At 58.2% G+C, this 12,212-nt stretch carries 12 protein-coding genes and 2 pseudogenes; 10 read left to right on the top strand and 4 right to left on the bottom strand.

Annotation, left to right across the window (positions count from 1 at the left end; translation table 11 throughout):
• Positions 1-165: 165 nt before the first annotated feature.
• The 4 genes from ACS4RS_RS12995 (at position 166) to ACS4RS_RS12980 (ending at position 3,794) form a co-directional block, all read left to right on the top strand.
• Entirely contained in the window at positions 166-1,026 is an 861-nt protein-coding gene (locus ACS4RS_RS12995; protein ID WP_439008560.1) for a tyrosine-type recombinase/integrase, read from the top strand.
• A 12-nt stretch (positions 1,027-1,038) separates the two neighbouring features.
• Positions 1,039-2,214: an IS91 family transposase gene (locus ACS4RS_RS12990; RefSeq protein ID WP_439008677.1), complete on the top strand. Its 1,176-nt coding sequence runs from the start codon at positions 1,039-1,041 to the stop codon at positions 2,212-2,214.
• A 410-nt stretch (positions 2,215-2,624) separates the two neighbouring features.
• Positions 2,625-2,942 (top strand): HNH endonuclease signature motif containing protein, encoded by a 318-nt coding sequence (locus ACS4RS_RS12985; protein ID WP_449313681.1) that lies wholly within the window; start codon positions 2,625-2,627, stop codon positions 2,940-2,942.
• 525 nt (positions 2,943-3,467) lie between these two features.
• Positions 3,468-3,794, top strand: a complete 327-nt coding sequence (locus ACS4RS_RS12980) for a hypothetical protein (protein ID WP_285195613.1) — start codon at positions 3,468-3,470, stop codon at positions 3,792-3,794.
• A 16-nt stretch (positions 3,795-3,810) separates the two neighbouring features.
• On the opposite strand, the pseudogene ACS4RS_RS12975 reads toward ACS4RS_RS12980, so the two are convergent.
• Positions 3,811-4,022 (bottom strand): annotated as a pseudogene (locus ACS4RS_RS12975) (helix-turn-helix domain-containing protein); the annotation flags it as partial.
• A gap of 388 nt (positions 4,023-4,410) precedes the next feature.
• Between ACS4RS_RS12975 and ACS4RS_RS12970 the strand changes: the two are divergent.
• From ACS4RS_RS12970 to ACS4RS_RS12955, 4 genes and pseudogenes are all read left to right on the top strand, one after another.
• On the top strand, positions 4,411-5,379 hold the full coding sequence (locus tag ACS4RS_RS12970; RefSeq protein WP_439010652.1) for a helix-turn-helix transcriptional regulator: 969 nt from the start codon (positions 4,411-4,413) through the stop codon (positions 5,377-5,379).
• Positions 5,380-5,790: 411 nt separating this feature from the next.
• Positions 5,791-6,186, top strand: coding sequence for a hypothetical protein (locus ACS4RS_RS12965; RefSeq protein WP_439010653.1), 396 nt, complete (start codon positions 5,791-5,793; stop codon positions 6,184-6,186).
• A gap of 659 nt (positions 6,187-6,845) precedes the next feature.
• The gene (locus tag ACS4RS_RS12960; protein WP_439010654.1) at positions 6,846-7,022 is read left to right on the top strand and encodes a hypothetical protein; all 177 of its coding nucleotides are present in this window, start codon (positions 6,846-6,848) and stop codon (positions 7,020-7,022) included.
• 237 nt (positions 7,023-7,259) lie between these two features.
• Positions 7,260-8,686: pseudogene (locus ACS4RS_RS12955) on the top strand (DUF882 domain-containing protein).
• A 37-nt stretch (positions 8,687-8,723) separates the two neighbouring features.
• Here ACS4RS_RS12955 and ACS4RS_RS12950 read toward each other — a convergent pair.
• Positions 8,724-9,110, bottom strand: coding sequence for a DUF2314 domain-containing protein (locus ACS4RS_RS12950; protein WP_449313974.1), 387 nt, complete (start codon positions 9,108-9,110; stop codon positions 8,724-8,726).
• A gap of 256 nt (positions 9,111-9,366) precedes the next feature.
• On the opposite strand from ACS4RS_RS12950, the gene ACS4RS_RS12945 reads away from it, so the two are divergent.
• Positions 9,367-9,675 (top strand): hypothetical protein, encoded by a 309-nt coding sequence (locus ACS4RS_RS12945; protein WP_439010655.1) that lies wholly within the window; start codon positions 9,367-9,369, stop codon positions 9,673-9,675.
• A gap of 300 nt (positions 9,676-9,975) precedes the next feature.
• Complete coding sequence (locus ACS4RS_RS12940; protein ID WP_439010656.1) at positions 9,976-10,299, top strand: hypothetical protein; 324 nt, start codon at positions 9,976-9,978, stop codon at positions 10,297-10,299.
• 66 nt (positions 10,300-10,365) lie between these two features.
• On the opposite strand, the gene ACS4RS_RS12935 is transcribed toward ACS4RS_RS12940, so the two are convergent.
• On the bottom strand, positions 10,366-11,364 hold the full coding sequence (locus ACS4RS_RS12935) for an ABC transporter permease subunit (RefSeq protein WP_439010657.1): 999 nt from the start codon (positions 11,362-11,364) through the stop codon (positions 10,366-10,368).
• 67 nt (positions 11,365-11,431) lie between these two features.
• Positions 11,432-12,175: an ATP-binding cassette domain-containing protein gene (locus tag ACS4RS_RS12930; protein WP_439011837.1), complete on the bottom strand. Its 744-nt coding sequence runs from the start codon at positions 12,173-12,175 to the stop codon at positions 11,432-11,434.
• Between the last annotated feature and the right edge of the window lie 37 nt (positions 12,176-12,212).

Below are 12,212 nucleotides of genomic sequence, written 5' to 3'. Positions count from 1 at the left end.
ATCCAACCGAACCCTTTTGAATCAGATTGTACGAAAATTCGGAACTAAGGATTCCGGCAGGATTGAACGAAGCCGCTTTCGCGGCATTTGGAGGATCTGATTGCATGAAGCGCTCCTGATTGAAGGAATGGGCTGTTTTGCCCAACCTTCAATCAGGAGATGACGATGACGGAGATGAGCCCTCTACGCCGGCGCATGATCGATGACATGACGATCCGCAATCTTTCGCCAGCAACGCAACGATCGTATTTACATGCGGTAACGAAGTTCTCGCGCTATTTCGGGCGATCGCCAGACCGTCTTGGACTGGAAGACGTGCGCGCGTTTCAGGTGCATCTGGTTTCTTCGGGCCTATCATGGCCAGCCTTGAACCAGACAGTTTGTGCCCTGCGGTTCTTCTTTGGCGTCACGCTTGGTCATGGCGAGATACCGGAGCGCATTGCCTATGCCCGGACACCGGCCAAGCTGCCGACGATCCTCAACGGCGACGAGATCGTGCGGTTTCTGGAAGCCGTTCCAAGCCTGAGGACCCGTACCGCACTGACGACAGCGTATGCGGCGGGGCTGCGCGCCTCGGAAGCTGTCCATCTCAAGGTCCGCAACATTGATGGCGAACGCGGCATCATCCGCGTCGAGCATGGCAAGGGCGGAAAGGATCGCAACGTCATGCTGTCAGCGCAGTTGCTCGCGATCCTGCGGGTCTATTGGCGGCTGGCGAGACCCGAGGTCTGGCTGTTTCCGGGTCGGGACGAGACCAAGCCCATCGACGTCCAGGTTCTGTATTCTGCCTGCCGTTCGGCGTGCGCCGCGGCCGGCATCGACAAAAGGGTAACGGTGCATACGCTGCGCCACAGCTTTGCCACCCATCTTTTGGAAAGCGGAACCGACATCCGCATCATCCAAGTTTTGCTCGGCCACAACAATCTGTCCACCACGGCACGCTACACGAAGGTTTCCAATACCCTGATCCGCAGCACGACCAGCCCGCTCGACCGACTGACGCTGGAGGTGGTGCCGCCAAGCTGAGCAAGTTTCGCCATGGCGGCGGGACTGGAGGTGGCGGATATTTTTCGCCGCCACGGGGAAAGATATCGTCAAGCCCACGACACCCATCTCGGGCGTGTCGAACGCCGGGTCATGAGTGCGGTCGAGATGTGCCGGACCGCTCGCCTGGGCGGGCATGTCCAGCAATGTCAGGACTGCGCGGCGTTCCGCATCGCCTATAATTCCTGTCGCAACCGGCATTGCCCAAAGTGCCAGGGACAGGCGAGCCGTGACTGGCTTGCTGCCCGACAGGCCGACCTTCTGCCTGTCGGCTATTTCCACGTGGTCTTCACCCTACCGCAGCAGATCGCCGCAATTGCCTTCCAGAACAAAAATGCCGTTTACACGATCCTGTTTCGCGCCGTCGCCGAGACGTTGCGCAAGCTTGCTGCCGATCCCAGGCATCTGGGTGCAGAGATCGGCTTCATCGCGGTGCTGCACTCCTGGGGACAGAACCTTCATTTTCACCCTCATATCCACTGCATCGTGCCGGGCGGCGGATTGTCGGCGGACCAGTCCCGTTGGGTTCCCTGCCGGGCAAACTTCTTCCTGCCCGTGCGCGTTCTGTCATCCCTGTTCAGGCGGTTGTTTCTTGAAGAGCTGAAGCAGGCCTACGACCTGGACCAGCTTCGGTTCTTTGGCGATATCGCCGGCCTGGCCAATCCGGCGGCGTTCAATCACATTGTCAAAGAAACGCGGCGTGTCGCCTGGGTGGTCTATGCCAAGCCGCCATTTGCCGGACCCGAACAGGTGCTGGCCTATCTCGGGCGCTATACCCATCGCATTGCCATCTCCAATTCCCGCCTCGTCAGCATCGATGGCGATCGAGTCACATTCCGATGGAAGGACTATCGAACGGGCGGCAGGCAAAAGGTAATGACGCTCGATGCCCACGAGTTCATCCGCCGTTTCCTGCTTCACACCGTTCCGGACGGCTTTCACCGCATTCGTCATTATGGCCTGCTTGCCAATGGCCATCGGCAACTGAAGCTGGACCTGTGCCGAAGCCTGCTCGACGTCCCGCCGCCGGAACACCCGGTCGAAGAACCGGACACAAAGCCACCACCTTTGCTGCACCGCTGCTCCTGTTGCGGCGGAACCATGACGATCATCGGCGCGTGGACCCCGCTCCAGCCGGTACGTCGGCCAGCATGGAACGACAGTTCATGATCATATTACGCGCGGCATCATTGCAACGATCAGCGTCGGCATGCCGAAGAGCCGCGGTGCGAGTGCTTTGGCCAATCGTGCCCGAGCGACGTTTCGGTCGATGCAAACCAGCCGACAGGCGCGTCAAAGACACCGCAAATACCGGCAAGAATCTCCTTCCATACCTGTCCACGGGCTCCGGCAAGGCTCAACCCTGCAAAACGCCATCCACCGCTTCGGCTAAATCCCCATAGCGCCAAACAACCCGCGCCTTCGCTCAATCCGGCTTCAATGAGGTCCGATCAGTGAATGCCGCACGCACAGCGCCCGGACCTCACAGAACCCTCCAGACTCACCTCCAGTCGTTCTACACAAAAGTTCTTGAGGCAATCCAGGCCGGGAAAACTGCAGACGAGATAACGAAAGCCGTGATGGAAGATCGGGCTTTCTCGTATCTTCAGCCTTCAGAAAACCCTTACCAACCGTCGCCTTCAAACTCGTACTCCTCGCAAATGAAGTCTGGGATTGTAATCCGCGAACTACTCGCAAAGAGCCCGAGATGTTCCATCTGCACTGGCGTAGTCCCACGCCAGGCCATCAGCATTGACCATAACGAGCGCCGACAGGACGGTGGTGCTGCGTCTGTTGACAATGCCCAACTGACACACCCTTACTGCAACACGGGATTTAAGGAGGCGCGGATCTCAAAAACGCGAAAGACGCGGGCTACTACCGGCACCTTGTTCTGATTCTCTGAAGACATAGTTGGAACTCTGTCCCATATACGATCGAACGCTCCACCATCAAACAAAACCCCCTCCGAATTGTGGTAGCAGTGCATTTATTGAGAGTGCAAATGGGCAATTCGGCATGCCTAGGAATCGCGTGAACCGTTAAGATAATTTTATCTCCGGTCAGCCGAATCTTTTTGATAAACTACAGCCACCCAACACAGAGTCATCGAAATTATTTAGCAAAAACAATGGCATATGAGTGCCAAATTTCATCTCGTCCCGTGCGGTTCCGCCTTATCGAAATTGTTGATTTGTCGGCTTTTGCGCTCTTCCTTAAACGGCAACATCGGCAGCGCAACGCAAACCGCTAAGGAAAACTCGTTGTTTTCAATCGGCGAATTGCGGCCGCAGCCGGCGTTAGCACGGTGTTAGCGTAAGTCACCTACCATAGCGGCACTATTGGAAACCCGGTTTGTCCGTTGCAACAGGGACAAATGGAATGGTGACGACCCCGTAAACGCCACGGCTTACGGAGATTACATGAAACCGGTTCTAGCCAGCCTGATATTGTCGTCTGCCATGCTGCTATCCAGCGCGTCGGGATTTGCCGCTTCTGGCGGATGGCAGTCGGATGGGCAAGGCACGAGATATTGGCATGTCACCCCGCCGCCCGGGCAATGCAATATAAGCCAGGCGAAAAACCGTGCGCTTCGGGCCGGCATCTATCGCAGCGAGATCATACAGCAGGATGAGAACATCATCGTGCTCAGAGGTCTGGATGAATCGGGCGACCGGCGAACGATCGGTTTCGGCAACATCAGGGGATGCCCTGAGTTGGAAGGCTATGAGGAAAGCCCGAACTTCTGAGGGTATTGTTAAGGCCGACCACCGCCGTAACTGGCTCCGGCAACTGATTGCATAGCGTACCGGGCGACGCGACCGGCCGGTCAGGGCCTCAAGCCCGCCCTCCCTGTAGCGATTGAAGATTTTGTAGCCGGTCTTGCGCGAGATGCCGAAATCCCGGCACACATCGCTCATGCCCCGGCCCTCCAGCAAACCGGTAGCGCCCGCCTGACCTTCATCGTGCCGGAACAAGGTTCCGGACTAAGTCGTGGTATTTGTCTCCTCGTGCGCCTTCATCGGATCGCGGCTCGACAAGGGAAAGGCCGCTAGCCCGGTTCTCGGCTTCCGCTCCATCCTCCATTTTGAGGCAACCTCCGCGCCATCGTCAGCTTCGTGACAAGAAGTTCCCGCTCCGTGAACGGTAAAAAGTCAGCGCCCATCGAAACACCGTTTACAAACAAAGTATCTTGTGGACCAAGTTGCTTGTGCTGAGGAAATTCCAACCGAAGGTGGTGAGCGTGGACATAGAACTGTTGGGGAAAGCTACCGACCTGCTCTTCGAGGCATCCATCGGAATCTCGCCTTGGCATGATGCACTGGATGTTTTTGCGCGAGGGGAGGTGCGACCGGAGCGAACGTCATGCCCATTCGCGCTCAGGTTCCTGGTTCCATCGAGTTCACCCACAATGCCAAGGAAATGACGGAGTTCTATCTCCGAAACGAACTCTACAAAACCTGTGTTCGCGCCAGAGGCATTCCTGCACTGGAACGCAAAGGAATTATGACTGACAAGGATTGTGCAACGGAAGAGGAATATCGGACCGATCCCTACTATCAGGAATTCCTGCGGCCACACGGTTTCTTTTACGGCGCCTATGTCGGCTTCAATATAAACAGCGATCTTTATGCGGTTCTTCTCAATCGGGGGCTTGATGATGCCCCCTTCTCCGACGAGGAGCAGGCGGTACTACACCGTTTTCGCAATCAGATGTCCGTCGCCGGGACGGTGGCTCGAAAACTTGCAGACACGAAAATAGAAGCGATGCACGACGCATTCGATCTGGTGGATGTCGCAGGATTGTTTTTCGACCGGGCGGGCAACACCATCCGGGTCAATGCGAAAGCTGAAACCATGTTCCGAAACGGTATCAATCTTAAGCAAGGGCAGATTTCAACTCCGCGAAGTGGAGACGGTGCCCGTGTGAAAGCGGCTGCCTGTAATGCCATTCTGAACCCAAGCGGGATCGCCAATAGCGGCAGCCCCATCAGGCTTGCGCGTGATGACAGGCGTGATCTTGTTTTAAAGATACATAGGCTGCGCGGCAATTTGCTGGATGTCTTCAATACAGGATGGGCGCTCGGTATCCTCGTTGATCCTGATGAGAACCAATCGCCAGGTGACTTGCACGTCGCACGTGCTTTGTTTGGCTTAACAGGAACCGAAGTCAAGGTTGCAAGCCTCCTTGCTACGGGTAAGGAGTTGAGCCACGTCGCCGACATCTGCAATGTCACCTACGAGACTGCAAGAACGCATCTTCGAGCTATCTTTGCGAAAACCGATACTTCCAAGCAGGGGCAGCTGATTGCGCTGCTTAACAAACTCAAGTGAGGATGCCAGGCCAACTGACGTCCGCCCTCTATGGACTCATAGCGTTTATACTCCACGGCAGACCTTCAGACGCTTCGCCTCGGAGACCTCCATGCCGCTATATTTTTGCGGCCCAATCGTAGGATGTCGTTTCAGAAATCCGCGCTTGACACACGGGGGGCTTTCGTTCGCGCCAGCCTCCCACTTCCTTCATCACTGAAATAATCTGCTCTTCAGTAAATTGCTGAGCGGACGAAGGTATGCACGTCGAACCGGCACATCTGAAAATCAACTGGCTATTCACGGCCCTCCTCCAAATGGAGGAGGCGGGGCGCAACGGATTTCGCAATTTTATCCATCGCGAGCACGCGAGAGATCGCCTCGAAACGTAAGCCACTAGCGAATGAACAATATCATTGATGGAGATAATTTATGGCAAAACTATTGGGTGAACTCTGGATGGGATGCTCCGCCGGGGATCACATTAACAAAAAAGAAGATCATACACTCACCATTGCAATAGGGGACCTCACCCCTGGAGCAGGTCGAGTACAAGGTCCGTTCACAAACGCAGGTGGCGGCGATCAGTCGCAGTTGGCGCCGGGAGACATTCCCGATGGCATATTCATCGAGTGCGAAGGAAGCGATACCAACGGCTGGGGATGGGCCGTACTTCGTCCATGGAGTCAGCAACCGATTTTCACGGCGACAGATTTTGACGCACATTACGTGCCTCGCAGCTTACGGCTCGCGCTCGGCCTCTACCTTCATTGCGACAATCCTTTTGCCGGCGGCGGAAACGTACGAGTAAAAGTCTACGCCGCATGAAAAACCCCATCCTGCTGCCGAAGGTATAAGCTGCGTCAGACGAACTGACCGTGAATAGGGTGACGGCACGCCGTCGTACCGTCATTGGCCAGAATTCTTTCCGTCCTTCTGATGCCTCATCGTAATTGCAGGGCGACCTCGGCGACGCGGAACTGGAGAAGCTCGCCGAGGCCCGCATTGATCCCGATCATGCCGGGGGAAAGCGGGATCTAAGTCAGTTGGCGTCTTTTCTCGCTTCTGGAACAGCCAATAGAGCGACCGGGAAAACAAACGAACGGGGAATGCTGATTTACAACAGCGCAGAAAATAAAGATTGAAATCGGCCCCGCCCGCAAATCTTTTATTGGGCCGTAACGGTTCTCCCTCCAGGATCTCTGTGTTAGGCAGCCCCAAAAGCGCCAATCTTGCGCGCGACCAAGTACACTCTCGATATGAAGCCGCGGGCATTGAAGGTTTACAGACCAGAGATTGATGGCCTCAGGGCCATATCGGTGATCGCGGTTATTCTTTATCACGCCGAGTTCACGGTTGCCGGAAACTGGCGCAGGCCTGGCTGGACCTTCTGGGCGGCGATCACCGCCACGAAGGAGCAAGTATGTAGCCCGCAACACTGAATGGGAACAGCGCCAACACCCGATACTCCGAGGAAAAGATGCAGCATGCGCGATGATTTCATTCAAGCGCACACACAGTCCAGCAATCATCGACGAGAGATCGACGCGAGCGCATCTTGTGGCTGCTTTCACTGCTGCGCAGTTTTTAAGCCTGCCGAGATTGAAGAGTGGGTGACGATGACAGTACAGCTCTGTGCCCGCGCTGCGGCATTGACGCTGTGATCGGTGAGGCCTCTGGTTTTCCTGCGGCGGCGATGGAATTCCTTGCCGAAATGAAAAGCCATTGGTTCTAAAGACGCGCCGCGCCGCCGCCGATATTGTGGTGACGTGCCGCGGCCTCCTCCGAGGGCGCAGGCTGCGATTGCGCTCTCGGATAGCTCGCATCCTCAACTCACCGAGCTTCCGCATCCCCTCGTTAGCAATTTATTGACCATAAGCTGGCTTTACTGAGCCTGATGGATGCGGAGTTCCCGCCCGTCGTCAAGTGTTCGGTGTGAGACGGGATTGTTGGCGTTGAGGTATTCACTGCAAGGTTTGTCGGGCGGAATTGCCACGCTCCTGTCGCGTGTTGAGCGCTTCGCAGCGCAGACCATTCTGCCGGCTCTGTTTGCGCTCCCTCCCCTTATCGGTTCCGCATCATTTGCCTCGGCTGAGGATCGCGCCCTGAAGCTGTTCTTTACCCATACGGGCGAGAAGGCGACGATCACCTATAAGCGCGACGGAAAGTTCGATGCCAAGGGCCTTGCCCAGATCAATCGGTTTCTGCGCGACTGGCGAAGGAACGAGCCGACCCGGATGGATCCGCGGCTGCTCGACCTGGTCTGGGAGGTGTACAAGCGCAGCGGCGGCAAGGACTACATCCACATCGTCTCCGCCTATCGATCTCCCACCACCAACAACATGCTCCGCAACCGTTCGCGCAGTACGGGTGTCGCCAAGAAGAGCCAGCATATGCTGGGTAAGGCGATGGATTTCTACGTTCCCGGCGTGAAGCTTGCGACGCTGCGGGCGCTTGCCATGCAGATGCAGATCGGCGGTGTCGGATATTATCCGACATCGGGATCGCCTTTCGTGCATCTCGACGTCGGCAATGTCAGGGCCTGGCCGCGCATGTCGCGGCAGGAACTCGCGCGAATATTCCCGAATGGGCAGACCATGCATCTGCCGGCCGATGGCCGGCCGCTGCCGGGATACAATCAGGCGGTTGCGAACTACAAGAAGCGCGTCAGCCCCACCGCGATCCAGATCGCCGGCACCGCCGGAGAAGACGAAGAGGTGGTGGTGTCGACCAGGCCGAGCGGCGGCGCCAGAGACGGCAACCTGGTGACGGCGCTTCTGCCGACGCCGAAAAGCCGAGCAGTGAACGCGCTCGCGCTGCAGACCGGCGCGGCCGAGCGGGATGACAAAGGCTCCGCTCCGGATCTTTCATCTTTGCAGATTCCGATACCGGCGATGCGCCCGCCTGCCCTTGCGCAGGACGCTGATGTGGACGACGAACTGGAGACTGCGTCGATCGGGCCGATTGCCGCACTTCCGGAGAGACAGATCTCGGCGTTGCCTGATCACGCCCGCTTCCATCCCCGCATTGCTGCAGCGGAGGCCTCCAGGCCGGGCGCTGATATGATCGCCTCGCTGCCGATGACCGCCTCCTGGGAAGAAGCAAATTTCCTCGGATCCACGTCCGACGCGGCGCTGATGAAATGGGCGCTGCATTCTCCGGGCGAGGCGATCGGGTTGAGCGCGCCGCGGATCTCCCCCGCGCGGTTCATCGTGAAGCGAATGTCGCGACGTCGGGTGAGGATGTCATCCCGGTCGCCGCCAGGGGGCCGGTCGCCGCCAGAGGCCCGTTCGATGCCAGCCGGTTTACATCGGCACCGGAGGGCTGACCGCGATCATCATGGGGAGCTGGGAGCGTCCTTGCGGTCAGTCGCAGACGATGCCGAGGATTTCGCGATATTGGTCCAACTCTTCTTTCGGGCCGGCCAAGAGCAATGGGCAAACGGTATAGTTTCCCTTCATTTTCCCATTCTCGATATAGAGCCAGTCGAAGATATCCGACTTCTCGAACTCGACGCGATCCCCTTGCTTGATGTTGTGGACGTCTTCCGGCGTATCGCCCAGAAGAGCAGTAAAATGGTCACCCGATGCCTCGATCTGATAGACCCACATGAATTCAATATGCGACGCCATCTCGTCAGTGGTCAGTACCACGCCCTTGGCTTTGTCCGTGAAACCAAGTTTTATGTTGTAGTTTTCGGTTCCCGGCGGTGGATTGCGCAGTTTCTCGAGGAAGCCGTCCAACTCCCTCATGGATTTCTCATGGGCTTTGGCCATGGCCGGATCGCCGGGCGCGATCCTCTGGATGTTTGGATTGTCGGTGGCCAGGGCGCGTTCGGCGGGAATGGCCAGAATGCATAGTCCAAGCATTGAGAAGAGTGAGATGACGCTGTGCAAAATTCGATAGACCTTAAATTGTTGTGACTATACGACGCAACATAGCTATCTCTGGTTGATCTTCAATACCGGCTTGATGCAGCGGCACCTTCGAACGGTGGGGAGAATAGTATTGGTTACTGACGAGTGGGTTGAACTGTGGGTGATGTTCTGCGCGGCAGGCGGCTTTTGCGCCTACAGCTGGTATTGGTGCATCCGGTCGATCATCTTCTACCGCAAAAACGGCTATGATTTCAGCCAGGATTTCGGCCCTAAAATATCCTGGTCCGGTGGTGGGGGTGACGATCGCCTGTTGGCGACGCCGAAATCGAAGTTCCTGATCGCCATGCCTTTTTCCGTGGTGGCAACCTCTTTCATGTTGCTCGTCACGGTTTTGGCTCTGGCGGGGATTATCAAACTTTGTCTCGACTGCCGTCCATAGCGCGGAGTGCTCGCAAAGAGGCAAGGCACCTCCCTTGCCGATTTCATCGAAAGCATATTGCGTTCCTATGCCGATAAAGCAGAACGCGCGATCCGCGAACATGCCGAGGATGAAAGTCGCTGGCAGCGTTATCTTGAAACCGGGGTTTCGGGGCCTTGGGCCGGATGCCGGCGCCGCGTTAGCACCGTGTTAGCGCGAGTGATCTACTGTCGTGACGCTAGGCAAACCCGGTTATCCATTGCAACCGAGGCAAGTCGATGAGCGACGAGCCCTGAAACGCCGACGGCTGACGGAGATGACATGAAACTGGTTTTAGGCAGCTCGATAGTGTCGTGTGCCATCCTGCTCTCCAGCGTGTCGGGGCTCGCCGCCTCCGGCGGATGGCAGACGGATGGCCAAGGCACCAGATACTGGCACGTCACGCCACGGCGCGGACAATGCAACATAAGCCAGGCGAAAAACCTGGCGCTGCGGGCCGGCATCTATCGTAGCGAGATTATACAGCAGGATGACAATGTCATCGTGCTCAGAGGCCTGGATCAATCGGGCGACCGGCGGGAGATCGGCTTCGGCAACATCAGGGGATGCCCTGAGTTGGATGGCTATGAGGACGGGCGCTTCTGAGGGTGTAGTCAGAGTCTGTTCAACGACTGCTGCGGCCGGATGTGCTGCAGGCCGCGCAGCCCAACCCTACTCGCTCTGCCGCAAATTCCGAATCCGGTCGAACAGCACCGCCAGCACGATCGCCCCGCCGATAAACGTCCCCTGCCAGAACGCATTGATGCCGAGCAGCCCGAGGCTGTTGCGGATCACTTCGATCAGCGCCGCGCCGACCAGGGCGCCGAAGGCGGTGCCGACGCCGCCGGCGAGGTTGGCGCCGCCGATGACGGCGGCAGCGATGACCTGCAGTTCCATCCCGGCGCCGATATTGGTGGTGACGGCGCCGAGCCAGCCGGTCTGGACGATGCCCGCAATGCCGGCTGAGAGCGCCGAGATCATATAGACGGCGACCTTGATGTTGCGCACGGGAACGCCGGTCAGCGTCGCGGCATGTTCATTGCCGCCGATCGCGAAGATATAGCGGCCGAAGCGCGTCCAGCGCAGCACGAAGCCGGTGATGAGCGCCAGGATGACCATGTAGAGCACCGGGTTGGCGATGCCGAAAAACCAGGCGCCGCCGCCGAGCGCGAGCAGCTTGTCATGGTCGGGGCCGAACTGGAAAACGACGGTGTTGTTGGAGGCGACCATCGCCAAGCTGCGCGCAATCGACAGCATGCCGAGCGTCACCACGAAGGGCGGGAAATTGAGATAGGCGATCAGCACGCCGTTGAAGCCGCCGATAACCAGCGCCGTGACGATCGCGGCCGCTATGCCGACCTCGATGGAATAACCGGCGTTCATGGTGACCGCCAGCACCATGCTGCAGAGGCAGAGCACCGAGCCCACCGACAAATCGATGCCGCCGGTGATGATCACAAGCGTCATGCCGAGCGCGATGATGGCGACGAAGGTGACGTTGCGGGTGATGTTGTAGAGGTTCTTCGACGTCGCGAAGGAATCGGTGGCGAAGGACAGGAAGAGGCAGGCGAGAAGCACGGCGATCAGCACCCAGAATGTCTGACCGCCGACAAACTCCGCAAGCCGGCTGCGCTGCTTCTGTGCAATCGTCTGGTCCAGTGTCACTGCCATTTCGACCTCTCACTCCAGATGGGGCATTGCCGTCAGCGGTATTTCTCCCGCGGGAGAAATAGCCCGCTCAGACCTGCTCGATGGCGCCCGTTATAAGACCCGTCACTTCCTCAGGCGAACTTGCCGTAATCGCCTTGTCGGCGACCTTCCGGCCGCGGCGCATGACGATCACCCGGTCGGCGACGGTGAAAACATCGGGCATGCGATGGCTGATCAGCACGACCGATATGCCGCGGTCGCGCAGTTCGCGGATCAGATTGAGGACTTCGGCCACCTGGCGGACCGAGATGGCCGCGGTCGGCTCGTCCATCAGTACGATCTTCGCCTCCGACAGCATGGTGCGCCCGATCGCCACCGCCTGCCGCTGGCCGCCCGACATCTGCTTGACCAGGTCGCGCGGGCGGGTTTCCGATTTCAATTCCTTGAAGATCTCGCCGGCGCGCCGGTACATCGCCTTGTAATCGAGGATGCGGAACGGGCCGATGCCGCGGCGCAGCTCCCGCCCGAGGAAGACGTTGGCGGCCGCCGTCAGGTTGTTGCAGAGCGCCAGATCCTGGTGGACGATCTCGATGCCGTGCTGGCGCGCTTCGATCGGACGGTGCATGACGATCTCTTTGCCCTCCAGCCGCATCGTGCCCTCGCTCGGCCGGAAGTTGCCGGCGATCATCTTGACCAGCGTGCTTTTGCCGGCGCCGTTATCGCCCATCAGGCCGACGACCTGGCCGGCTTCGAGCGCGAAGGACACGTCGTTGACCGCCTGGATGGCGCCGAAATGTTTTGAAATATTGGTGAGTTCGAGAACCGCGACCAGCCGACTACCCTCCCCGGAACCTGCAGGCCCGCCTTCG

Origin of the sequence: Rhizobium sp. F40D2 (assembly GCF_051810745.2) — a bacterium.
Lineage (GTDB): Bacteria > Pseudomonadota > Alphaproteobacteria > Rhizobiales > Rhizobiaceae > Rhizobium.
This window is presented reverse-complemented; position numbering and strand designations above follow the sequence as displayed.